The following is a 21,727-nucleotide window of genomic DNA, read 5'->3' on the forward strand; positions in this document are numbered from 1 at the left end:
CCACCTGCCGCATGCGGCGGCAGGCTCACACACTGACAAGAGCGTCATGGAACGTCGCCGCGGCGACATGACCCCGGCCACCTCCGGACAAGATCACCGTCCAGCGTGGCAGGACTGCACCGGTGGGCAACGGTCACACCGCGGCAAGGGCCGCACGGAACTCCCGTACCTTTTGCTGGTCGGGCCAGCGCCGCTGCAGCAGATCGGCAAGCGGCTTCAACTCCGTGAGGACGTGCTTGGAGCCCGATCGGCGTGCCTCGGTCAGACCCGCGAGCCCGGCGAGCGCCGCAGCGTCGGGCGCCTGGCCGACAGCGTGCGCCAGGCCGAGTCGGACCAGATGAACGGCTCGATCACGATAGTGCGTGGCGGGCAATCCAGTCAGCTGCGCCTGGAAGATGGTGACCGCTCGCTCGTGCTCGCCCGCCGACACGTAGCAGGTGGCTCGTTGGAGATCGCCGAAGGCGGTGCCATAGAAACGCAGGTAAGGCGGGTCATCGGCGCTGCGCGGAGCGGCGAGAAGCTCATCAGCGGCATCCAGCGCTGCAGCATCTATCGTGCCGGCCGCTGCCTGGGCGCGCGCCTCATACAGGCACGCGACAGCCTGCAGGACGGGAGGGGTGGGCCACTCGGTATGCCGGACAGTCTGGGCGATGTCGAGAACGCGGGCGAAATCACGGTGATCAAGAGCGAGGGATGCCGTGCGCAGCATCATGTACGTGGCCATGCTGGTGTCTCCGGCCTCCATCGCCCACGCGCTGGCCTTGCCAGCCCAGTGGCGGCACGCTTCGGTGTCGGCGATCTCACGATGCAACCACGACAGATGCTCGGCGATCTCGGCCTGCACCGCGCGCAGATCACGGCGGTATGGGCCGCTGACGGTGTCGCGGCGGTCGGCAATGTCGCGCAAGGTCTCCACGAGCGAGGCAATGTGAGCGCCGGGCGTGAGCAGGTGATGGCCGGCCTGATGGCCGACCAGGGTCCGCCGGAAGAACGCCGCGGTGCCCGGCTCGGCGGATGCTGGGGAGGAAACGGCGCCCGGCAGCAGCGCCGCCAACCCGCCCCCTGCGAGCAGCGAGCTGAACGCACGGCGGGACATGGTCACGGTGATGGTCCCTTCGCCAAGGATGGAACGCACGGCGACAGGCTCGCTGCCGTCGTCACTTTCAGGGTAGTCCGGCTGCCCATCCCGTTGAAGGGCGGACACGATGTGGCCGATCACGTCGTGAGAGACGATCAGCGCAGGCGGGCCCGAGGCGTCACGCGGCCCATACAGCAGGTCATCGACGCGGCACCCGAACAGGACCGCCAGGCGGCCCAGGTCCTGCAAGGACGGCGGCCGCGCGGAACCGGATGCCGGCGCTCCCGGGCCGCGCCACCTCTCCCAGTAGGAGACCTGCTTGAATGTCTTCGGTGTCTCTTCCGGCCAGCGCTCGTTGTAACGGTCGGCGATCTGCGTCTGGCTGAGCGCGAACGCGTGCCGGTAGGCCACCAGAGGAGGCGTCCCCCAGCGATCCATGATCGTGCGGACGATGGTGGGCGTGGTCGAGCCGGTGCGGCGCATCGTCGTGACCAGCTCCCTGATCATCTTGCGCGCCTCAGCGCCCATCTGCGGCACCTCCCGGATCGCGGGCGAGGCTCGTTCCCCACAGTAACCCGCCCCGCTGGGCGCGGTCCTCCCCTCGTGGCGGGGAGCGGCGAAACTCGGGGCTCTCCCCGCGAGCCGGGGTCGACCCGCCAATACCCACCATGTTCAGTGAAGACCAGAGCACTAACAGCCATTGACTCAGGTGCGAGTAGCCGAGAGGTGGTGGTCATGCGCCCGTTCTCACCCGGCGGCGCCTCGTGCGCCGTCAGCGGCTCACATGCGCTACGCCGCCAGGCCGCACCGCCAGAGAAGCCCTTGGGTGTCGAACAGTGCGTCCAACACTGCGGCCTGGTGCTCGGGAAGAAGGTACCCGCCCCGTTCGGCTCTGCCCAGCCAGGCCCGATCGTAACGGGCGAGCTCCGCGAGCTGACGCTGCGTCAGGCAAGCGCTCTCGCGCAGATGCCGCAGGAGCAGTCCCATCAGGTGCGCCACACACGCGCGCCGCTCATCCACCTGCTCAGACACCCCGATCAGCTCCTCTGCTGTATCGCGGCTCGGAGCATGCCCCAAGACTGCCCCAACGCTCCTCTAGCGGACCGCACCCCGCCGGGTGACGATGCGTTACAGAAGGTTGATCGGAGCGTAAGCCCGGAGATCAAGCAAAGCAGCGGATTTCATCAGACCCTCACCCCACGGCCACAGCCGTGCCGCAGCACGAGCCGCCTCACGTCGCCATCCCCATGAGACGGCCGGCAGCAGAACGGAGACCACGATGACATCGCCCCGCCCCTCTCCAGCTCTTGTCGAGTCGCACCCTGATCTGCGCGACCTGGGCAGCGTCGGACTAACCATCGGCAAGACCTTCACCTTCGAGGCGGCCCACCGCCTGAACGGACTACCTGATGGGCACAAGTGCGGCCGTCGGCACGGTCACAGCTACCAGGTGACCGTCGAGCTCACCTCCGACGCGCTCGTCGACCCGGGATTCATCACCGACTTCGGGGACTTGACCCCGTTCGCCGCCCACCTCGCCGAGCACTTCGATCATCGCGACCTGAACGAGGTGCTCAAGGTCGAGCCGACTTCCGAACACCTGGCTCTCCATCTGGCCAGGTGGTTCCTCGACAACGTGCAGCCGGGCATCCCCGGGCGGCTGGCAGCCGTCACCGTGAGCGAGACCTCGAAAACGTGGGCGCGCTGCACGATCGGAAACGCCACGTGACCACCACCACCGTGTCCGCCCCGTCCCGCGACGCGACGCTCCTGATCGCCGAGCGATTCGGCCCGACGCTGCAAGGCGAAGGACCCAGCATCGGCATGAACGCGCTGTTCATCCGGCTATCACGCTGCAATCTGTCATGCAGCTGGTGCGACACCCCGTACACGTGGGACACCAGGCGGTTCAACCTGCGGGAGCAGCGCGAGCTCGTCTCCGTCGCCGACCTGGTCACGTGGGCGCTGGACCACCCTGTGCCGCTGATCGTCATCACGGGTGGAGAGCCTCTGCTGCAGCAGCGCCACCTGCCCGCGCTGGCCGAGCCGCTGCTGCAGGCCGGCCGCCGCCTGGAGATCGAGACCAACGGTACCGTTGCTCCCGATCCAGCGCTGCTGGTGGACGGGCTGCGCTTCAACGTCTCCCCGAAACTGGCCAACGCGAACGTTCCACGCAAGCGGCGCATCAAGCCCGCCGCCTTGGAAGCGCTGTCGGCCAGCGGGCAGGCGGTGTTCAAGTTCGTCGTCAGCGACCCGGCCGACCTGGACGAGATCGCCGAACTCGCCGAGCGCTTCGGGATGAAGCAGGTGTGGGTGATGCCTGAAGGCGTCTCCGCCGAGCACGTACTGGGCCGCGCCCAGAAGCTCGCCGAGGCGGTCATCGCCCGCGGCTGGTCGCTGTCCCTGCGCCTGCACGTCCTGCTGTGGGGTGACGAACGTGGCCGATGACAGCCGTCGCTCCGCGCCTACCGGCCCCGCCCCTGGAAGCGAGGAAGGACCATGACCACCAACGCCGTGCGGTCCCCTGAGACGGCGCATCTCGGCCGAGCCGTTTCACAGCCACCCGAGCACGTCCCAGGCTCGACGGTGAACACGCCGCGCGTGGCCGAACTCGTCCGCGAACTGCTCATCGCTCTTGGAGAGGACCCCCAGCGCGAGGGCCTGCTCGACACGCCGGCCCGCGTCGCGTCCTGGTGGCACAGCTTCCTGTCGCCGGACCCCTTGGCGACGGCGACCCGCTTCACCGAAACCCGCGCCAGTGACCAGCTGGTGGTGGTCGGCGGGCTGAACGTGTGGTCGCTGTGTGAGCATCACCTGCTGCCGATGCAGCTGGACGCGCACGTCGGCTACCTCGCCGACGGCACTGTCCTGGGGCTGTCGAAGTTCGGCCGGATCGCGCAGCGTTACGCCGGGCGGCTCCAGATGCAGGAACGCTTCACCCGCCAGCTCGCCGACGAGGTGGCCACAGCGATCGGCAGCCAGGACGTGGCCGTCACGGTGCACGGCGTGCACCTGTGCATGAGCATGCGCGGCGTCCGGATGGAAAGTGCTCGCACCTCCACCGTCCACGCCGCCGGCCGGTTCAGGACCGATCCGCTGCTCTCCCAGCAGTTCCTCACCCTCACCACCGCTGGCGGCGGGAGGAGAGCGTGATGCCGATCAACCCCGGGCGGTTCGCCGCCGCAATCCTGCCAGCGACGGCGACGGCGACGGGGCGCGACGGGCGCGCGGTCACACACCTGACGTGGCCCCAAGTGGAAGAGCTCATCGGCCAGATCGCCGAGGCGATCCGAAACGACGGCACCCCCCAGACGCTGGTCGCAGTCCTGCGCGGTGGCGCCATCCCGGCCGTCTGCCTCTCCCACCAACTCCCGCTGCGAGACCTCCGGACGGTCGAGGTCACCCACACCGCCGACGACAGCACCAACGCCGCCAAGACGCCGCAGCCCCTGGTCGTCAACCCGGCCTCGCTGGGCGACCTCACCGGCCGGGACGTCCTCATCGTGGACGACGTCGCCGGCACCGGAGACACCCTCAACGCCGCGGCACAACTGGCCACCGACGCCGGAGCCGGGCGAGTGCGGACCGCGGTATGCGTGGTGAACAAGGACAACTGGACCGGCCGCCATCCGGCGGAGGCGACGGTCACCTACATCGGCACGACCACCCGCGGGTGGACGGTCTTCCCCTGGGAGGAGCAACGATGAGCACGAGCACTGATCAGCTTCCCGAGCAGTTCCGCACCCGGCCCGGGACCCCCATGATCGGCCCGTACAGCGTCAACCAGATGGACGACTTCTACGCGGCGCTGCACCGCGGGGAGGCCAAGCCGTCGGGGCTGATGAACCTGATGCAGCACCTCATCGTCGCCGAGCGGTGCGCGCCGGGCGCGACGGTGCTGGACGTGTGCTGCGGCCGCGGGCTGGCGCTGCCGCTGCTGCACCGGTACGCGCCGCAGATCGGACGGTACGTCGGGCTGGACATCAGCCCCGGCAACCTGACCGAGGCCCGCGAACGCATCGCGTTCGTACGCGAGACGTACGGCGAGCTTTTCCCGATCGACCTCGTCGAATGCGATGTGGCCGAGCCTTGGCCGCCCCTGCCCTCCTTCGACGTGGCGCTGTACACCTCCGCGCTGGAGCATCTGCCCTTCGATCTCGGGGCGCGCAGCCTGGCCAGCACGGCGCAGGCGCTCGCGCCCGGCGGGGTGCTGTACCTGTCCACGCCGCGAGGGTTCGGCCCGCGCCCGCGGCCTCTGCAGTACCGGGTCCACGTCTGCGAGTGGTCACGGGAGGAGGTGGAGCAGGTGGTCAGCGAGGCGGGCCTGCTCATCGAGGACGTGATGGGCCTGCTGCCGCCCGAACCGGACGTGGTCGCCGGCGAACTCGCCGAACGGTACGGGCCGGGAGCGGCCGACTGGTACCGCGACACCGCCGAGCGCGTCCCTGCGGCGCTGCTGAACACGATCTCGGCGGTGTCGGCGCCGAAGACGGCGACCGAACTGCTGTACGTGTGCCGGAGGCCCGCATGACCTCCGCCATTCCCGCGCCACGCCGTGAAAGCGCCCCCGCCCGGCCGCTGTGGGTGACCATCGAAGGCATCAACGGCGTCGGCAAGACCACTGCGGCCCGCGCGGTCGCCTCCCGCCTCGGCGAGCGATGCCTGCTCCTGGACGAGATCACCGACCAGGCCAGCGACACCCTGACCGGACGCGTGATCTCCGCACTGGCCGCGCAGGACCCCGTGTGTCTGCGCACCGGGCACCCGGTCGCGGAGACCCTGGCGCTGCTCGCGCTGAAGATCCGCGAGGCCGAACTCCTCGCCGGCCTGCCGATCATGCCTGAGGTAATCATCGAGGACCGCGGCGTCGACACTGTCGCCGTCTACCAGGCTGCGATCCTCTGCGAACAGGCCCCCGACGCCGATCCCGCGCACATCGCCCGGCACATCCTCTCCACGATGTCGGCCTGGCTGCCCCGGCCCGACGCCACCGTCCTGCTGACCGGCGACCGCCAGGTGTGCATCCAGCGCTTCGCCAACCGGATCGAACGGACACTGGCCCCACAGGACGCGCGCGTGATCGAGCAGGCCGACGCCCTCTACATCGGGCTGGCCGCCGCCGAGCCCGGCCGCTACACCGTGATCGACACCGCCGGGCGGTCGGCCGAGGCCGTCGCCGACGCGGTCGGCGCGGTCGTGCAGAACCTCGCCAAGCAGAGGGAGGCCTACCGTGCCGCCTGATGAGTTCTCACCGCCTGACGTGCTTCGGACGCCTGACGCGACCCTGCTGTGGGGCCTCCGCTCCCCCTGCGCGTTCGCCTGCCCCCACTGCTACTTCGGCACGATCGAGGAGCACAAACAGCAGGGCCTGCCCACCGAGGCCGGCGTCCTGTCCCACCTGTCCCGCACCGACCTGCCGCCTCAGACGCTCAAGGCGTTCGCACGGACCCTGGCCGGCTCGCCGGTCGAGCGGGTGGTCATCGCCGGCGGGGAACCGCTGGACTGGCCCCCCACGCTGGAGGTGATCGACCTCATCAAACAGGCAGGCTGTCAGGTCGTGATCGCCACCAACGGCATCCCGCTCACTCGCCCGCAGGTGGTCCAGCGGCTGATCGATCTCGGCGTCGACGGCGTTTCGGTCTCCCTCGACAGCGCGGACGCGGCCGTCAACGACCGGCTGCGCCCCTCGCGGTCGGGCCGCTTCGGCTACCACGATGTCGTGGCCGGTATCCGCGCCCTGCTTCAGGCCCGGGGCGACCGGCAAGCACCGCGGGTGGGGATCTACACCGTGGTGATGCGGGAACGCCCACAGGAGATCACCAACATGGCCCATCTGGCCGACCAGCTCGGCGTGGACTACTACGTTCCCCAGCCGATCTCCCTGGCGCCCGATCACAAGCTCTTCGCCGCGCTGACCCACCGCGGCGAAGACGTCCCCGCTGTGGCCGAGCAACTCAGTCGTCTCTACGACGAGCCGGGCATGCTGGCGCTGCCGGACCCCTCCTACGTGCGGCGCTTCATCGACGCGGTCTCCACCCAGGACAGCGGGCACGTGCCCGACTGCTTCGGCGGCGCCCGCCTGTTCTTCATCCAGCCCGACGGCTCGGTCTGGGACTGCCCGTCCGATCGCCGGATCGCCGCCACCCCGACCGCGCGTCGGCGCACCATCCGAGACGCCGACGCACGCATCCTGTTCGCCGACCGGCCCGCGTGCACGAACTGCGAGCTGTTCAGCCGGGATTGCGTGAACATGTGGCCGCTCGTGCTGGACATGCCGCGGCTGCTGAACGCGAGGGCCGTCCGATGACGCTCCCCGCGGTCGCTGACGGCGCACTGCTGCTCGCCGATCAGCTCGCCGCCGTGCTCGGGCAGATGCCCGACCCGAGCGGCGGCCCGGTCGCTGGGCAGCTAGAACGTGAGCTGGCTGAGGCCTTCGGCGTCCCGCACGCCATCGCGGTCTCCTCCGGTACTGCGGCCCTGCATGTCGCCCTGTCGGCCTGCGGCATCGGCCCCGGCGACGAAGTGCTCGTGCCGGCGTTGACCGTCGTCATGACGGTGGCGCCTCTGGGCGCCGTCGGGGCAACGCCGGTGTTCGTCGATAGCGACCCGGCCACCCTGGACCTGGACTACGACGACGCGGCCCGCAAGGTCTCCGCGCGGACCCGGGCGATCATCCCGGTGCACCTATGGGGCCGGATGGGCGACCCGGCGGCCCTGGCGGCGTTCGCATCCGAGCACGGGCTCGCCGTGGTCGAGGACGCCGCGCAGAGCGCCGGCACCTCACGCGACGGGCAGCGGGCCGGCACCGTCGGCACCGCTGGCTGCTTCAGCATGAAGGACGGCAAGATCCTTTGGAGCGGCGAGGGCGGCTTCCTGCTCACCGCCAGCCGCGACGTGGCAGAGCACACGGCCGCGTTCCGCAGCCACTGGCAGCCGCCCCCTCCTGGCCAGGCCCCGCAGAGCCGCCTGGCCACCAACGCCCGCCTCGCCGCTCCCCTCGCCGCGATCGCCCTGGCCAACCTCCGCCAGCTCCCAACCCTGGTGGAACTGCGCCGCGCCCAGACCCGCCACCTGCTGCACGCCCTGGAGCACGTGCCCGGCCTGGCCGCCGTCGCCCCGGCGACGCGCGAGGAGTGGAACGGATTCGCTCCCCTGCTGCACATCGACCTGCCGAACCCCCGGGGGTTCGCCGAACACCTCGCGCAGCAGGGAGTGCCGAACTCCACCGGCAGCTTCGGGCTCGTGCCGTGCGACAGCCGGCCCATGTTCGCCCTCAGTGACCGGCCGTGCCGCGGCGCCGCGGAGATCCTCGATCGCACGCTCGCGGTCATCCTCACCGAACGCGACACCGAGGCCACCCTCGACCGCTACGCCGCCGTCATCGCCCACGCGGCCGCCGCATGGAACACATGCCGCGACGCCCCGGAACCTACACCGACGAACGCTGCCGGATCGACCCTTCCGGCGCCGCCCTGCCCGCGCTCCTGAACGGATCCTGCCGCATGACGATCACACCGGTACGGCATTCCTGCACCCGAGGCCCGCTGATCGCGGTCGATGGCATCACCGGAGTCGGCAAGACGTATCTCACCCACCGCGCCATCGAGGCCATTGATGCCCCTGGCGCCAAGCCGGTGCTGCTCGACGGGTTCTCCCAGCGGGCCGACGGGCACCCCGGCCTGGGCGAAGCCCTGCTCCGCGCCCTGCGGGAGGCCAGCGCAGGGGACCCGTTCCTGCGCGGGGGCACCCCTTTGGCCGAGACCTGGCTCCTGCTGGCCATCAAGCGCTATGACCTGGACACCGTCATAGCCGAGCTGTCGCGCGGGCGTGCCGTCGTCGAGGGCCGAAGCGTTGACACCACGGCGGTGTGCCAGGCTCTGCTGCTGCACCCCGACAACCCGGACGCGGCCCTGAAGACGGCAAAGGCTCTGCTGGATTTCGCGTCGGCCTACCGGCCCCTGCCCGATCTCACCATCCTCATCACCGACGACGCCCGCCAGGCCATCGCGCGCATCCACCAGCGTGACCGGCGCGTCCTCACCTCCGAGCAAGCCGCGTTCATGGGTGAGGCGTGCGCGCTCTACGAGCGCCTCGCCGCCACCGACCCGGCACGCTACCGGGTCGTCGACCGGCGCACCGTTGACGAGCACGAGGCGGCCGAGCTCATCCGGGCCTGGATTCACAACGCCAGGACCGGCCTGGGCTGCGTGCGCGAGCCATGGCAGGGCTCGGGGGCCCGCTGCATGTGCTGCGGCCACCCCGCGGAACTGGCACCGGCATGAACGAGGCGGCCCTTCCCTCGCGCTGCCTGGGCCCGCCTTGCGCGAGGTGCTGTGCGCCCGCGATCTCCGACGGCATCGAGGCCCTGATCCTCGACTTCGACGGAACTCTCGCCGACACGACGCCCAGCCACGAGCAGGCACTACGAGCGGCGCTGCAGCCGCACGGCCACGACCTCGACCACAACTGGTATCGCCGGCACGTCGGCCTGTCCATCCACGACCTGCTGGCCGCGCTACCGGGCGGCCGGTCGCTCCCCTACGACGAGATCATCCGAGCCAGCCGCGCCCACCTGCTCGCCACCGTGCACCACACCACCGCCATCGCGTGCGTCGTCTCGCTCTTGCACGCCGCACGCCGGGCTGGACTGCGCTGCGCCGTCGCTTCAGGCGCCAGCCGAGTCCTCGTCCATCCCGGGCTCGACGCTGTGGGGCTGAGGCACGAGTTCGCAGCTGTCGTCGCACGAGAAGACGTCACGCACGGCAAGCCAGCCCCCGACCTATACCTCGCGGCCGCCCAACGCCTCGACGTCCCGCCGGGCCACTGCCTGGCCGTCGATGACGCTCCTGACGGCGTCGCCTCCGCTCGCGCCGCCGGAATACAGCACGTGATCACGGTGGCCGACGGCCACCTGGCCCCCGCCGACGAAGACACGACACCGCGCCGTGCACCGCGCCCGGCAGCACGACGCCACGATGCACAGATTCCGCCCGATGACGGCATGTGCCGTCGCTCCAGGGGAGCATGATGCCTGTCCTCCACTCGACCAAGAACCTCCAGATCGTCGAACCTCCCACGCCAACCCGGGAGGGCATTGGACACTTCGAGTACACCGACACCTACACGGTGTTTCACTACGGCCGGATGCCGGACCCGATCCCCGGCAAGGGGGAGGCGATCTGCCGCATGGCCGTCTTCAACTTCGGCATGCTGGAGGAGGCGGGCGTGCCAACGCATTTCCGCCGGTTCATCCCCCCGAACACGATCGAGTTCAACCTCGCGCGCGTCCCGGATCCGAATGCTGGGCCGCTCGCCCCGGGCGAAGGCAATTACCTCGTTCCCGTGCAGGTCCTCTTCCGCAACGAACTCCCGCAAGGAAGCTCCGTGCACCGCCGCCTCGCCACCGGCGAGCTCACAGCGGCCGAGGTCGGGCTCCGCACCATTCCCGAAGCCGGCGAGAAGCTGGAACGACCGTTCATCGAGTACGCCACCATGCTCCAAGACGTCAACCAGTTCATCAATGGGCCCGAGGCCCAGCGCCTGGCCGGGCTGAGCGACGAGCCCTTCCAGGCGATGCACGACACCGCCATCAAGGTCAACGAGGTGCTGACCGGGCACGCCGCCAAGCTCGGGCTGAGCCACTGCGACGGCAAGGCCGAGTTCCTGGTGTCGAGCGATGCGCGCATCGTGCTGGCCGACAGTCCCGGCACACCCGACGAAAGCCGCCTGATGTACGACGGCGTCCACTGCGGCAAGCAGGTCCTGCGAAACTGGTACGTGGCCAACGGGCTCGAGGTGCCGACTGGCAAACTGATCGCCGACGGCGTGCCCCGGAGCCAGTGGCCACAGCCAGCATCCCTTCCGCCCGAGTTCCTGCCGGCGATGTCGGACCTCTACCGGTCCCTGAGCGAGACCTGGACTGGCGAGCGCCGGTGGAACGCGCCGGACCTGCACGCCGCCACACAGGCAGTAACCAACCTCATCGGTCAATGACGGCACACGACGGGCAGCACTCAGGCATGCTCTCCTCGATGTGGCGGGCGCGGGCCGGCACCGCGACGGAACCCGGGAGAACGGTGGGCACATGGGCGGCTTGACGCACGACCCCGCCTTCGCGGCGACGACGTTCGTGGTCATCGACTTCGAGGCGACAACCCCCAAGGGTTACCCGGCCCAGCCCATTGAGGTCGCCGCTCTCGCACTCCGCTACCAGGCGGGCGCCTGGACGACAGCCGGCAAGCCGTTTTCCTCGCTCATCAGGCCGCCCGCGTTCGCCCCGGTGACACCGGCCGTCACAGCCCAAACCGGATTGACCGCCGAGCAGGTGAGCCAGGCCCCCAGCCCGGCCCAGGCGCTGGGCGCGCTCGATCGGCGGTTCGCTGCGGGCAAGCCGTACCTGCTGGTCGCTCAACACGCCGCCACCGAGGCCAACCTTGTTCACAACCAGCGTGAGCACTGCCCGGCGCTGGCCCGCATCGACCTCCTAGACACGGTCCCGCTGGCCAGATACCTCGTACCGGGTCTGCCCAACTACCGGCTCGACACGCTGCTGACGCATTTCTCCATCAAACATCCGGCGGATCGTCACCGGGCCTACGCCGACGTCGAGGTCACCGCCGAGGTGTTCATCCGGCTGGTCAGCGCCGCGAACGAGCATGCTGAGTTCAGCGATCTCGCGGCTCTGGTGAAGATCGCGGGACGCACCGCCAAGTGCAACGTGCCCGCCCAAGGCGAATTGTTCGACGTCCACCCGGACGGCGGGCGAGGACAGGGCGAACCGGTCTAAGACAGGACGGCAACCATCATGATCAAGGAACAGCGGGACCGCGAGGAGGTCCCATTCTGGTTCGATCCGCTGTGCCCCTGGGCGTGGGTCACCTCACGCTGGCTCCTGGAGGTCGAGCAGGTCCGGCCGGTGCACGCCGACTGGCGGCTCATGTCGCTGGCCCATCTGAACCTTATCCAGCGCAAGGGCGAGGGGCTCAGCGACGAGTACCGGGACCTGATGGAGAATGCCTGGGGTCCGGTGCGGGTCTGCGCGGCCGCCGCTGAGCACGCCGGCCGGGGCATCCTCGGCCCGTTGTACACCGCCATCGGCACCCGGTGCCACAACCAAAGACGTCGCGACGACCCCACGGTCATCGCCGAAGCTCTCGCCGAGGCGGGCCTGCCCGATTCGCTGGCGGCAGCCGCCAGCAGCGACGAGTTCGATCAGCTCATCAGGGACTCCCACGATGAGGCGTTCAACGAGGTCGGCCTCGATGTCGGAACGCCCGTTCTCCGCATCGGCGGCACGGCTCTGTTCGGCCCCGTGATCAGGCAGACCCCCCGTGGCGAAGCAGCCGGCCGACTCTGGGACGGCCTGGTCCGGGTCGCCGAAACGGAGGGCTTCTTCGAGCTCAAGCGGAGCCGGGACCGGAGCGTCAAACCGTCCTTCGACTGAGGGGACACCACACCTCGGCCGTCGCCCACTGCGGCTGCAACCCGTCGAGGCTCTCCGTTCGGTCCGCCCATGAGGCGAACAAGTCCCGCGGGGAGCCTCGACGGGCGCGCCGTGAGCTGACGCCGCTGCCGGTCGGCAGCGTCCGCCGGGTCCTTAGCCGATCCGGGCCGGCACGGCTCGCGCAATGCGATGCCCGACGAGGCGCTCGGCGTCGGCGAGCGGATACCAGGCAGCACCCGTCACCTCGGACTCCTGAATCAGGCCCATGTCCGCATCCGTCACGAACGCGTACCCGATATCGAGATGGTGGTGCTCCGGCTCGCCCTTCTGGGGTCGTGCCGGAACCCTTCCGTACTCGATGTAGACGGGGCTCTGCGACGCAGGGAGGACCTGCGCCGGGTCGATCCCGGTCTCCTCCACCAACTCGCGCACCGCTGCGTCGATCAGTGAGGTGTCGGTCGGCTCCAGGTGACCGCCGGGCTGCAACGGGATCCCATACGCGCGGTGCTCGACGAGCAGGACCTCGGCGCCACCGCGGACCAGCAGCGCGCCGGCGGTCACGTGCATCTGGAAATTCCGCCGCGAGGCGAAATCCCGACCCTCGGACAGAAGTCGCATCGGTTCAGACAGCAGCGCGGCCTCGTCCGGGTAGCGCCCGAGGTAGGCGAAGACGGCGCTTGAGATGTCCGCGTCACTGATCGCCACAGGTCACCCCCATACCTGCCCGAGAGCAGAGCTCTCCGTGACCGACTGCTCGGATGACGTGAGCGACGAGCATTGACACAGTCTGCTCCTTTGACGCGTGTGGCATACGAGGAAGGAGGTTCGCACCTTACAGGTGGGATCGGTCAGCGCGCGCATGCCACGCCGAACAGATATGGCAGGCGCCCACACTCTCCGTCCGGGGCGTGATCGAGACACGCTGCGGAGACGGGCGGTGGAAAGCTGGTTGTGCTCCGTCGACCAGCCGCCGACGGAGCACAACCGCCACACACTCAGCCGCCTCGACCCGCCTCCGACGGCATTCGCTGACCGCCACCCAACTGGACGACCACCGGCCCCCCGGGGAGTAAGAGAACGATCAGCGGCTCCAGCGTGTGCAGTTTCCTGCACACCGGATGGCGGCCGGTGACATGATCCTCAGCGTGGATCGAGATGAGCTACGGGCGAAGGTAGGGCGGGAGCGACGGCTGCGGCGCCGGGTGCGCCGGGCGGCGTGGCGGTTGCGCCAGGCCGAGCTCGAGCACGAGTGGGCCATCGCCTCGGCCCGTGCCGAGGGCCTGCCGGTCCGGGCGGCGGCGGCCGAGGCGGGGCGTTCGCCCTCGCGCATCCAGCAGATCGCCACGGCGGCCGCGCCATTGCCGGAACTGGAGGCGGCGCTGGCGCAGTTGCGTGAGACCGGGTGGCCAGCCCCGGAGGATCCTGCCGGTAGCGATGACGAAGAGCTGGACGGCCGCGACAGCATCGCCGAGCGCCTGGTCGATGAGGTGCGCTGGGTGCTGAAGTGCGCCGAATGGGTTGACCGGCTCGCCGACGGCGGGTTTCCCCCAGTGGTGAACCTGCGTCCAGCCGACGATGAGGATGCCTACCATGTCGGGGTGGACCTGGCCCGAGTGGCTGCGGTGCTGCGCCGGATCGCCTACGACATCGACGAGCTGGCCCGTGCCCGCGCGGTGGCCGACCTGGACCAGGCCGCCATCATCGGCGACCGGGGCGCCGAACTGCGCCGCCGCCTGGCTGAGCCGGGCCTGTCATATGCCGCCTTCAACCGCAGGTACCGCGAACGGGCCCGATCCGGAACGTTGCGCCACCACGCCCCGGTGCCGCTGACGGAGGCCGACATCTGGCGGGCCTACCAGATCGAGCTACGCGAGCGCGGCGAGCCGCACCACGATCCGTGGGGGTTCAATCCCTTCGAGCGCCGCTGAGCTGCGCCACTCCCGAAGCTGCGGACAGGCACATACGAGTGTGCAGTTTCCTGCACACGCTGACGGGCGAGCCGCTCCGGCCTGGCCACGTCCACGACGAGGTTGTGGTTACACGGCAGGATGAGCGGGCCGCGCGCAGGCCGGTATTGGAGGGTCGCGCCGATACACCCGCACTTCGCGCAGGTCGGATCGAGGCCGCTGAATGGCAGGAGCGCCGCGGCGTCGGCAGGGGGTTTGGCCATGGGGTTGTCCTTCCTCTCGCTGTGGGGCGAGAGGAAGCTAGACCATCAAATCGTTGACGTCTTGTCCACAGGTCAGGGCATGGGGACGGGGATGCACGGCTCGTTGTCAGCGTCGTCATCGAACGGGCGCAGGCACCGCCTGCAGGCCAGGATGACGGGCTCGGTCTCCGCGCCGGCGGGCAGCGCGAACCTGGGAGTCTCGCCGAGGATGTCGGCCACGAGCAGATCCTGCTCCTGCTCTCTGGTGAGACGGACGACGGCGCCTATCACCCACTCGTGCGCGCTGGTCGTGCCGGTGTTCTCGATCATGCGGGTGAGTCTGGCCACCGGCGGGAGCTACTGTCTCCCTCCGATGGCCGAGGCCATCACCTCCCGGGCGCGGCCTTCCGGCGGCGAGGGGCCACGCCGGGAAGCGGTACAGCGTCGGGAGTGCCCAGCTTGTCGGTGGCCTCGCGGCGGGCCCGCTCCGGCCGCAGGTCGTACCGCGCCGTCGTGGCCGGGGAGGCGTGCCCGAGCAGGGCTTGTGCGGTGGCCAGGTCTACGCCGGCGTCCAGGAGCTTTCCGGTGAAGGTGCGGCGGAAGTCGTGCGCGTCCGGGGCCTCAGATAGACCGGCCTGCTCGGCGCGGTTGGTGATCACGTCGCCGACCGTCTGGCCGCTCATGTGCGCCACGGTGCCCGCCTTGGTGCGGCGGACGTGGCCGCCGCGCGGGGTGAACGGCGCGAACAGGCCGCCCGGAGCGTTGCCGCGCACGGTCAGCCACGCCTCGATCCGGCCGACCGCGCCCGAGGTGAGGTAGACCATCCGCTGCTTGTTCCGCTTGCCGTGCCGGATGCGCAGGGATCTGTCGGCCGGGTCGTAGTCGGCCAGCGCCACCCCGGCCAGCTCGGACCGGCGGGCGCCGGTCGAGTACAGGGCCGCGAGCAGGGCCGCGTCCCGCATGGCCGTACGGCGCAGCCGCTCGCGGTGGGCTTCGTCCTCGACGTCGTCGGGGTCAAGGTCAGCGTCGCAGGCAGCGAACAGCGCGCCGACACGCTCGTCGGCCAGGTGCTTCCCCTTGGGCAGGTGCGTCCCGGAGAACTGGCTGACACGCTGGGCGCGGTCGCGTTCGTCGGCGGTCATAAGGCCGAGCAGCCACGCCCGGTCGAGGACCTGCCGCAGGGCGACGATGTGCTTGTTCCGGTATGCGGTCGACCACAGCTCGGGGTCGGCGTCCTTGCGGCGGGTGGTCGCCTCGGCGATCAGGGAGCGGATGTGCTGGGTGTGCTCGGGCCGCAGCAGGTGCCAGTGCACCGTCTCCCCGGTGATGGCGAGCGCGGCCGGGTCCGGCTTCCCCTTGGAGTCGCGGCCGGACGGGTCCTTGCCTGCCATGAGGCGGGCGATCCGGTCGAGACAGCCTTTCATGGCGCGGCGGGATTCGGCTCTGTCGAGGCTGGCGAGGTACGCCCAGTACGGGTTCTTCGCTCGGTCGGGCGGGGCCGCCACGGCGGGCAGCGCGCCCGCCGTGACTGCCTCGGGGAGGTGCTCGCTCACCGGAGCTCCAGCCGGAATGTCACCCGCAGCAGGTAACGCCCTTGCCGCCCGTGCCACTTCGGGTGAGCGGGGCTGATTTCGACGGCGGGCTGTTCGACGTGATTCCAGCCGAGGGAGTCCACCGTGGCGACCGCCGTCTCGGCCACCTCGTACAGGCCGCGCCGGGCGACCCGGCCACCCCGCTCCTGAGCCTCCTCGGTGGCCCAGGCGTGGCCGGTCACCATGGTCGAGCCGGGCGGCACGCTGGTCTCCCAGCGGACGCCCTCGAGCCCGGCCGACAACGCGGCCTGGAGAGCGTGCAGCTCGACCGTGTTGCGTGCCGGCGGGACGGTGGTCATGACGCGGTTCCCTCGGTAGTCGTGGGCTGGACGTGGGTGAGGGCGATGCAGCGCCCTTCGCCGTCCACCCACACGACGGGCGTGTGCCCTTCGAGAAGGTGCGCCGCGGTGCAGGTCCGGCTCGGCTTCCCTTCGCCTTGGCGGGCGCCGGTCCAGTAACGGACGGGCGTACCGACCGGGACACGGGCATTCCATTCGGTGACCACGGCCTGCCGCTCCTGGTTCCGTGCCTGCTCAAGCGCCTCGGCCACCTCCTGGTGCGCGTACACCTGAACGTCGACCATGTGCGCGTCGAACTGCTCGAACACCGCATGGTCGTCCCACGGCGGGGTGGCCGGCATGCCGCTGCAGGAGCAGGTACCGGACTTGAGGTCTCGCCCCGCCTGGGCGGACGCGACCGGGTCGAGGTCGAACAGCAACCGGTGGGCTTTGAGGTCCACCAGCGGGTCATCGGTGTAGTACGGCAGGTCGGTCATCGTGGTCACCGTCCCTCGCTGTCGATCGCCCACCCGGCGGGCAGGAACGTGGTCACCTCGGCGAGGAACGCCGCCACGGCGTCGTCCACGGGCCGCTCGTGGTGGCCGAACACGACGATCGTCTGCGCGTCGCGGTGGGAGATGCGGCGCATCACGTCCGTGCGCCTGGCGGTCGAGTAGATGCGCGCCCGCACCTGCGTGAACGCGGCGGACGCCTCCTGGTCGTCCCAGCTCGGCCGGGCCGGGGAGGTGATGCGTACGTGCCTCCAGCCCCTGGCGATCTCGGCGGCCTCGTTCAGCAGCGCGGCCTCGCGCTCCTGGCGGGCGATCTCCTGGATGCGGACGTGCCCCGGTTCGGGTCGCCAGGTCGGGGTGACGCGCCAGCCGGCGCACCAGCGGGCGGCGGCCTTGACGGCGGCCTCTGCCGTGCCGGGGGCGACCGGCGGGAGGAGGGCGAGGGTGATCGTCTCGTCGTCGTACAGGTGCGTGATCGTGTTGGGGTGCAGCTTCTCGACGTCGCGAATGGCCTGGGTGAGCCAATGCCGCTCATCCTCGTCTTCGGGTACGCCGTGCCAGATGGTGATGGGGGCCGCCCCGTCAGGGACGGGGCGGTAGTGGGTGTCCATCAGGAGGTTGCTCCGTTGCTCGCGGCGATCAGCGCGGCTTTGACCTTCTCCAGGCGGGCCGCCCGGAAGCCGGGGAGCTGGACGAGCGCGGCGTCGGTCCAGCCCTCCAGGTCACCGACCGTGATGATCGGCGGTGCCGCGTCCTTCAGGGGGTTGGTGACGTGGAACGTCAGGCCGGGCAGGCTCTTGAGCGGGTGGTCCTTGGGCAGGCCGGACGCGATAGCCAGGTCGGCGGCTTCTGGCTCGGGGTTGTTCACTCGGGTTCCACCTGTCCGGCGAGGATGAGCTGCGTGTTGGGGCCGCAGTCGGGGCTGTTGTACGCGTCGACGAACCGGTCGATCACCTCGTGGGGGGTGTCGATCGGCAGGCGCAGGGCGGCGGCGTTGATGGCGTTCTCCACCTCACCCGCCATCCTGGAGAGGACGTCCCGGGTGAGGAGCTGGTCCATGTGCGGGGCGGGGAGGTCCACGACCACGTACGGGGAGCCGGGGCCGTAGATGTCGCAGGCGATGTGTTCAGCGAGCTTCCAGCGGAGGAAGTCGCCGTTCCTGGTCCAGGAGGCGGTGCGTTCCCAATCGGGGTGCGCGTCCAGGTGGGCGACCAGTTCGTCCCGGTTGGCGACGGTCCGGATGAAGTTGATGGCCTTGCTCATCGCGCGTCACCACCCTTGGCGGCGCGGGCCGCGAAGATCTCGGCTTCTACCTCCATGACGGCGTCACGCCACCGCTGGTAGGCCTCCTCCTCCCCGATCAGGGCCCCCATCCGGACGTACTCGTCGGGGAAGCGCGCCACGTCCTTGGCCTCGCCGTCGCTCTCGTTGAGGCGCTCACGCACGATCGGGACCAGCGACGGCACCGTGGTGGCGGCGGTCGGGGACTCGTGAGGCACCGCCGGGTCATAGGTGACGATCTCCCACTTGGAGCCCTCGGGCAGGCTGATGTGCTCGGCGGCCTTGTCCAGGGTGGCGATCCACGTGGGGGCGTAGGTGTGGGGGATGGGTCCGATGCGGACGGTGTCGTATCCCGGCTTGGTGATCACGACAGCGACGCGAGCGACGGGGGTGCGCAGCTTCTCGGCGATGGCGGCCTTCTGCGTGTCGAGGATCTGTAGTTGCGCGGCGACGATCTCGCCGGGCGGGCGGAGTTCCAGTTCGGCGTCGACCCGCTCGCGCAGGCCGGGCACGTACGTGGTCACCGAGAAGTCGGTCTTGAGGACTCGGTTGATCAGCAGCAGATCGGCGGCGGTGGCCGCGTAGAAGGGGCGTACCGGCTGGATGGGCTCCGCGTTCAGCAGCTTCTCGTTCGCGGCGCGGTGGCGGTCGGCCTCGTCGCGGAAGCTGGTCACGATGCGCTCGATGTGCCGAAGTTCGCGATGGGCGTTGCCGAACGCCGTGGTGGCGTCCTGATGGTCGTCGGGGGCGAGTTCGCCGTCGGCGCCCCAGTTGTCGCCGCTGATCTGGTGGAGCAGGCGGGCGGCGGAGCGCAGGCTGCTGGCCGCATCCTCCAGCAGGGCCAGGGCGTCGACGGCCCTGACGTAGTGGCTGCCGAAGTGGTCGGCGTGGGCGCGGGCGTCTTCGCGCTCCTGCTCGGCGAGGGTCATCGCGCGGTCTCCTGCCCGGTCGCCACGGTGTGGATGTCGAGGAGGGCGCGGCGGGCATACCACGTGTCCGGGTCGCGGTCGTTGCTCAGATTGACGATCTCGATCAGGCGACGCACGGCCTCGCGCGGGGTATGGGCGGGCAGACCGAGGGCGACGGCGTTGATCTGGTGCGCGGCCTTGGCGCACATGTGGGCGTCCTCGTCGGCGTCGTACATCTCGTGATCGGTCTCGGGGATGCGGACGAACGGGTCGCCGTTCTCGGCGCGGCTGGCCGGGTTGATGACGGCCTCCAGCAGACGGTGAACGCGGCATCCCCGAACCACCGCCCGGGTGGAGATCCACAGCGGGGAGGCGAGCAGGTAATCGGTCAGGGTGGCGGCGTCCGCGTCGAGCGGCACGAGCTTGATGTCCGTTGGTTGCACGATTGGGTCCTTTAATCCGTCCTGGGGCTTGTGTCGCGGCCAGTCCCGGGACCGCTCCCCGGACTGGCCGTTCACCATGATCATAGCGGTTTTATCGGCGGGAATCGACATTCCCGGTAATAAAAATCAAGGGAGTTGAGCAACATGTACATGTTGAACTTCCTGTGCATGCTGTCCAGATTCCCGTATGGTGAAGACATCCACCAGGCAACTAGACCGGGAACAGAGCGACCCCGGTCCCCTCGCAGGAGTACCGCATGACCGCCACACATGAGCCACTGGGGATTTCCGAAGCCCGCAGCCAACTCGGCACGCTCGTAGCGCGAGCCGTTCACGGCCACCAGCCCACCACCATCCGCCGCTCCACTACGGAGCGCGCCGTTCTCATCTCCGAAGCCGACTACGAGGAACTACTGCGAGCCCGCCGGGAACTGGAGGCCGGCCACGTGTCCGAAGCGATCGCCGCACACGCCCGCGGTGAGCGCGAAATGATGACCTACGACAGCAAGGAAGCCCTGTATGCCGACCTTGGCCTACCGACCCCCCAGTGAGCGCTCTTGAAACGGCTCCTCCACATCGACCTCGCGGTACGCGACATCCTGCGCCAGGCGGCGCCCGGCCTGAGGACCGCCATCGCGAACACCTTCCTCGACCTGATCGAGGAACCTGAACCGCTCGGAGCCGTGCCGTACGGCGGCATCCCCGACGCGTTCGAGATCCGCACCGACACCTTCCGCCTCGTCTACACGCGCGGCCCCGACCACGTCTCCATCTGGGTTTTGGAGATCAACACCTAGCCCTGAGAGGCGAAAACACGCTGAGAGCGTCCAGGAGCCCCCGCACCGCTCCTGGATATCTCCTACTATCCGACAACCCGAGTTCGCCCGCCAGCGTGCGCCACAGAGAGATCATTTAGCAAAGATCGCGAGACGCAAACCGGACACAGGTAACTATCGCTCCGATCGGCACATATCGGACTCGAACAGATGGACGAGCCGCCGCCCGGCGTACGCTCGGCCCCCATGGAGCAACCCGCCGTCGACTGGAGTGCGGCGCTGCCCGCGCATGGCATCGCCGGACTGGAGGTCCGCGAGGACCTGGAGGCCGGCGCGCGCTGCGAGCCAGCCTGCAGAAAGCTGGTTTGTGTCGGTGGCCACTAATATCGTGAAGGCCACGGCAAGACACGCACGCCGTTCGTCGCCGCCGAGCGCCCACGCCGCCGACATCGCCGACCAAGGTCTCCCGGGGCCCGTGAAGTGGTTCATCCTTGTCCGGCACCGTGTCGCACGCTGACCGAACCGGCCAGGCGCGTGGGGCCTCGCCGAGCTGGGAGCCGTCCGACATGCCGAAGAACCAACCCACCGCCGCCAAGAAGGCCCGCCAGGCCGCGCGCCAGGGCGAGAAGTTCACCACGGCGCTACGCGCCGAACAGGACCCGGCCGCCGCCGCCGTGTGGCTGCAGGTGACTCTGGAGTTCGATCTCACCCGGGACAGCCTGTCCGCGCACCGCCTCCTCGACCCGCGGGATCGGGCGGCCGTGGCCCTGGCGATCTCCGGGGCCTGGCGGTACGCCAGGATTCCGTGCCCGAGGGTCGTCGTCTGGGCCCACACCGGAGGATCCGAGCGCGTGGTCATGCTGACCCGCCTGACCTTCTCCCGCCCGCCCGCCGGCGGCGGCATCACCGCCGAAGAGCTGGAGAGCCTGGCCGCCGCCGCCCGGCACGCCGTGGTGATGCGCGGCCGCAAGTCGGTCACCGCCACGGCGGAGCTCGCCCCGGCCGCCGACGTCGAGGAGTTCGGCGCGCACGCCGCCGAGAACGGCGAGCACAGCCCTGAGATCGCCGAGCGCGATTGGTGGCGGCACGCCCTGGTGCGCCTGACCCGCGACGTCACCACGGGCAGCCCGTACACCGAGGCGACCCACCACCGCGCGGGTCGCGTGCTCGATCTGTGGCAGTTCCCCGTCAAGTCTGCGTGTTGAACTCTTTCTGGCTAGCGAGGTGGTCGTGCAGGGCAGCGTGGCGGAACTGATAGACCGGGCCG

The 21,727-nt window shown here is 69.9% G+C and carries 30 protein-coding genes; 18 read left to right on the forward strand and 12 right to left on the reverse strand.

The window, feature by feature from the left end; genetic code table 11:
* Nucleotides 1-133 precede the first annotated feature (133 nt).
* Nucleotides 134-1,606, reverse strand: coding sequence for a hypothetical protein (locus ACWDRB_RS47865; protein ID WP_449905775.1), 1,473 nt, complete (start codon nucleotides 1,604-1,606; stop codon nucleotides 134-136).
* A 261-nt stretch (nucleotides 1,607-1,867) separates the two neighbouring features.
* On the reverse strand, nucleotides 1,868-2,110 hold the full coding sequence (locus ACWDRB_RS47870; protein WP_449905777.1) for a helix-turn-helix domain-containing protein: 243 nt from the start codon (nucleotides 2,108-2,110) through the stop codon (nucleotides 1,868-1,870).
* Nucleotides 2,111-2,357: 247 nt separating this feature from the next.
* Between ACWDRB_RS47870 and ACWDRB_RS47875 the strand changes: the two genes are divergently transcribed.
* The 13 genes from ACWDRB_RS47875 (at nucleotide 2,358) to ACWDRB_RS47935 (ending at nucleotide 12,521) form a co-directional block, all read left to right on the forward strand.
* On the forward strand, nucleotides 2,358-2,807 hold the full coding sequence (locus ACWDRB_RS47875; RefSeq protein WP_449905779.1) for a 6-pyruvoyl trahydropterin synthase family protein: 450 nt from the start codon (nucleotides 2,358-2,360) through the stop codon (nucleotides 2,805-2,807).
* Nucleotides 2,804-3,526, forward strand: coding sequence for a 7-carboxy-7-deazaguanine synthase QueE (locus ACWDRB_RS47880; RefSeq protein ID WP_449905781.1), 723 nt, complete (start codon nucleotides 2,804-2,806; stop codon nucleotides 3,524-3,526). Before ACWDRB_RS47875 ends, ACWDRB_RS47880 begins: the two co-directional genes overlap by 4 nt.
* A 51-nt stretch (nucleotides 3,527-3,577) precedes the next feature.
* Complete coding sequence (gene folE / locus ACWDRB_RS47885; protein WP_449905783.1) at nucleotides 3,578-4,231, forward strand: GTP cyclohydrolase I; 654 nt, start codon at nucleotides 3,578-3,580, stop codon at nucleotides 4,229-4,231.
* Nucleotides 4,231-4,785 carry a phosphoribosyltransferase gene (locus ACWDRB_RS47890; protein ID WP_449905786.1) on the forward strand — a complete coding sequence of 185 codons (555 nt, stop codon included), beginning with the start codon at nucleotides 4,231-4,233 and terminating at the stop codon, nucleotides 4,783-4,785. The genes folE and ACWDRB_RS47890 overlap by 1 nt, the downstream gene beginning before the upstream one ends.
* On the forward strand, nucleotides 4,782-5,609 hold the full coding sequence (locus tag ACWDRB_RS47895) for a class I SAM-dependent methyltransferase (RefSeq protein WP_449905789.1): 828 nt from the start codon (nucleotides 4,782-4,784) through the stop codon (nucleotides 5,607-5,609). Before ACWDRB_RS47890 ends, ACWDRB_RS47895 begins: the two co-directional genes overlap by 4 nt.
* Nucleotides 5,606-6,319, forward strand: coding sequence for a dTMP kinase (locus ACWDRB_RS47900; RefSeq protein ID WP_449905792.1), 714 nt, complete (start codon nucleotides 5,606-5,608; stop codon nucleotides 6,317-6,319). The genes ACWDRB_RS47895 and ACWDRB_RS47900 overlap by 4 nt, the downstream gene beginning before the upstream one ends.
* Nucleotides 6,309-7,385 carry a radical SAM protein gene (locus ACWDRB_RS47905; RefSeq protein ID WP_449905795.1) on the forward strand — a complete coding sequence of 359 codons (1,077 nt, stop codon included), beginning with the start codon at nucleotides 6,309-6,311 and terminating at the stop codon, nucleotides 7,383-7,385. The genes ACWDRB_RS47900 and ACWDRB_RS47905 overlap by 11 nt, the downstream gene beginning before the upstream one ends.
* Entirely contained in the window at nucleotides 7,382-8,566 is a 1,185-nt protein-coding gene (locus ACWDRB_RS47910; protein ID WP_449905798.1) for a DegT/DnrJ/EryC1/StrS family aminotransferase, read from the forward strand. Before ACWDRB_RS47905 ends, ACWDRB_RS47910 begins: the two co-directional genes overlap by 4 nt.
* Before the next feature lie 14 nt (nucleotides 8,567-8,580).
* Nucleotides 8,581-9,360 (forward strand): thymidylate kinase, encoded by a 780-nt coding sequence (locus ACWDRB_RS47915; RefSeq protein WP_449905801.1) that lies wholly within the window; start codon nucleotides 8,581-8,583, stop codon nucleotides 9,358-9,360.
* Nucleotides 9,357-10,106: an HAD family hydrolase gene (locus ACWDRB_RS47920; RefSeq protein ID WP_449905804.1), complete on the forward strand. Its 750-nt coding sequence runs from the start codon at nucleotides 9,357-9,359 to the stop codon at nucleotides 10,104-10,106. The genes ACWDRB_RS47915 and ACWDRB_RS47920 overlap by 4 nt, the downstream gene beginning before the upstream one ends.
* Nucleotides 10,106-11,071 (forward strand): phosphoribosylaminoimidazolesuccinocarboxamide synthase, encoded by a 966-nt coding sequence (locus ACWDRB_RS47925; protein ID WP_449905865.1) that lies wholly within the window; start codon nucleotides 10,106-10,108, stop codon nucleotides 11,069-11,071. Before ACWDRB_RS47920 ends, ACWDRB_RS47925 begins: the two co-directional genes overlap by 1 nt.
* A gap of 91 nt (nucleotides 11,072-11,162) precedes the next feature.
* The gene (locus ACWDRB_RS47930; protein ID WP_449905807.1) at nucleotides 11,163-11,864 is read left to right on the forward strand and encodes a 3'-5' exonuclease; all 702 of its coding nucleotides are present in this window, start codon (nucleotides 11,163-11,165) and stop codon (nucleotides 11,862-11,864) included.
* Between the two features lie 18 nt (nucleotides 11,865-11,882).
* Nucleotides 11,883-12,521 carry a mycothiol-dependent nitroreductase Rv2466c family protein gene (locus ACWDRB_RS47935; protein ID WP_449905810.1) on the forward strand — a complete coding sequence of 213 codons (639 nt, stop codon included), beginning with the start codon at nucleotides 11,883-11,885 and terminating at the stop codon, nucleotides 12,519-12,521.
* 153 nt (nucleotides 12,522-12,674) lie between these two features.
* Here ACWDRB_RS47935 and ACWDRB_RS47940 read toward each other — a convergent pair whose 3' ends face one another.
* On the reverse strand, nucleotides 12,675-13,226 hold the full coding sequence (locus ACWDRB_RS47940) for an NUDIX hydrolase (RefSeq protein WP_449905813.1): 552 nt from the start codon (nucleotides 13,224-13,226) through the stop codon (nucleotides 12,675-12,677).
* Nucleotides 13,227-13,666: 440 nt separating this feature from the next.
* Here ACWDRB_RS47940 and ACWDRB_RS47945 point away from each other — a divergent pair, with 440 nt between their 5' ends.
* A complete protein-coding gene (locus ACWDRB_RS47945; RefSeq protein WP_449905816.1) occupies nucleotides 13,667-14,449 on the forward strand; it encodes a hypothetical protein in 783 nt (260 codons plus the stop codon).
* A gap of 314 nt (nucleotides 14,450-14,763) precedes the next feature.
* On the opposite strand, the gene ACWDRB_RS47950 is transcribed toward ACWDRB_RS47945, so the two are convergent.
* From ACWDRB_RS47950 to ACWDRB_RS47990, 9 genes are read right to left on the reverse strand one after another with little or no spacing between them, the layout of a single operon-like run.
* Nucleotides 14,764-15,000 carry a hypothetical protein gene (locus ACWDRB_RS47950; RefSeq protein WP_449905819.1) on the reverse strand — a complete coding sequence of 79 codons (237 nt, stop codon included), beginning with the start codon at nucleotides 14,998-15,000 and terminating at the stop codon, nucleotides 14,764-14,766.
* Nucleotides 15,001-15,056: 56 nt separating this feature from the next.
* Entirely contained in the window at nucleotides 15,057-16,223 is a 1,167-nt protein-coding gene (locus tag ACWDRB_RS47955) for a tyrosine-type recombinase/integrase (protein ID WP_449905822.1), read from the reverse strand.
* Nucleotides 16,220-16,561: a hypothetical protein gene (locus tag ACWDRB_RS47960; RefSeq protein WP_449905825.1), complete on the reverse strand. Its 342-nt coding sequence runs from the start codon at nucleotides 16,559-16,561 to the stop codon at nucleotides 16,220-16,222. The genes ACWDRB_RS47955 and ACWDRB_RS47960 overlap by 4 nt, the downstream gene beginning before the upstream one ends.
* Nucleotides 16,558-17,037: a hypothetical protein gene (locus ACWDRB_RS47965; RefSeq protein WP_449905827.1), complete on the reverse strand. Its 480-nt coding sequence runs from the start codon at nucleotides 17,035-17,037 to the stop codon at nucleotides 16,558-16,560. Before ACWDRB_RS47965 ends, ACWDRB_RS47960 begins: the two co-directional genes overlap by 4 nt.
* A gap of 5 nt (nucleotides 17,038-17,042) precedes the next feature.
* Nucleotides 17,043-17,663: a hypothetical protein gene (locus ACWDRB_RS47970; protein WP_449905830.1), complete on the reverse strand. Its 621-nt coding sequence runs from the start codon at nucleotides 17,661-17,663 to the stop codon at nucleotides 17,043-17,045.
* Nucleotides 17,663-17,920 (reverse strand): hypothetical protein, encoded by a 258-nt coding sequence (locus ACWDRB_RS47975; RefSeq protein WP_449905833.1) that lies wholly within the window; start codon nucleotides 17,918-17,920, stop codon nucleotides 17,663-17,665. The genes ACWDRB_RS47970 and ACWDRB_RS47975 overlap by 1 nt, the downstream gene beginning before the upstream one ends.
* Complete coding sequence (locus ACWDRB_RS47980; protein ID WP_449905836.1) at nucleotides 17,917-18,315, reverse strand: hypothetical protein; 399 nt, start codon at nucleotides 18,313-18,315, stop codon at nucleotides 17,917-17,919. Before ACWDRB_RS47980 ends, ACWDRB_RS47975 begins: the two co-directional genes overlap by 4 nt.
* The gene (locus ACWDRB_RS47985; RefSeq protein WP_449905839.1) at nucleotides 18,312-19,262 is read right to left on the reverse strand and encodes a hypothetical protein; all 951 of its coding nucleotides are present in this window, start codon (nucleotides 19,260-19,262) and stop codon (nucleotides 18,312-18,314) included. The genes ACWDRB_RS47980 and ACWDRB_RS47985 overlap by 4 nt, the downstream gene beginning before the upstream one ends.
* On the reverse strand, nucleotides 19,259-19,795 hold the full coding sequence (locus ACWDRB_RS47990; protein WP_449905842.1) for a hypothetical protein: 537 nt from the start codon (nucleotides 19,793-19,795) through the stop codon (nucleotides 19,259-19,261). The genes ACWDRB_RS47985 and ACWDRB_RS47990 overlap by 4 nt, the downstream gene beginning before the upstream one ends.
* 146 nt (nucleotides 19,796-19,941) lie before the next feature.
* Here ACWDRB_RS47990 and ACWDRB_RS47995 point away from each other — a divergent pair, with 146 nt between their 5' ends.
* The 4 genes from ACWDRB_RS47995 to ACWDRB_RS48010 all read left to right on the forward strand — a co-directional run bounded on the left by ACWDRB_RS47995 (nucleotide 19,942) and on the right by ACWDRB_RS48010 (nucleotide 21,665).
* Nucleotides 19,942-20,235, forward strand: coding sequence for a type II toxin-antitoxin system Phd/YefM family antitoxin (locus ACWDRB_RS47995; RefSeq protein ID WP_449905845.1), 294 nt, complete (start codon nucleotides 19,942-19,944; stop codon nucleotides 20,233-20,235).
* A 6-nt stretch (nucleotides 20,236-20,241) separates the two neighbouring features.
* Entirely contained in the window at nucleotides 20,242-20,481 is a 240-nt protein-coding gene (locus ACWDRB_RS48000; RefSeq protein WP_449905848.1) for a hypothetical protein, read from the forward strand.
* A 225-nt stretch (nucleotides 20,482-20,706) separates the two neighbouring features.
* Nucleotides 20,707-20,844: a hypothetical protein gene (locus ACWDRB_RS48005; RefSeq protein ID WP_449905850.1), complete on the forward strand. Its 138-nt coding sequence runs from the start codon at nucleotides 20,707-20,709 to the stop codon at nucleotides 20,842-20,844.
* A 182-nt stretch (nucleotides 20,845-21,026) separates the two neighbouring features.
* On the forward strand, nucleotides 21,027-21,665 hold the full coding sequence (locus ACWDRB_RS48010; protein ID WP_449905853.1) for a hypothetical protein: 639 nt from the start codon (nucleotides 21,027-21,029) through the stop codon (nucleotides 21,663-21,665).
* Nucleotides 21,666-21,727 lie beyond the last annotated feature (62 nt).

The sequence above is a fragment of the Nonomuraea sp. NPDC003707 genome, from assembly GCF_053587055.1.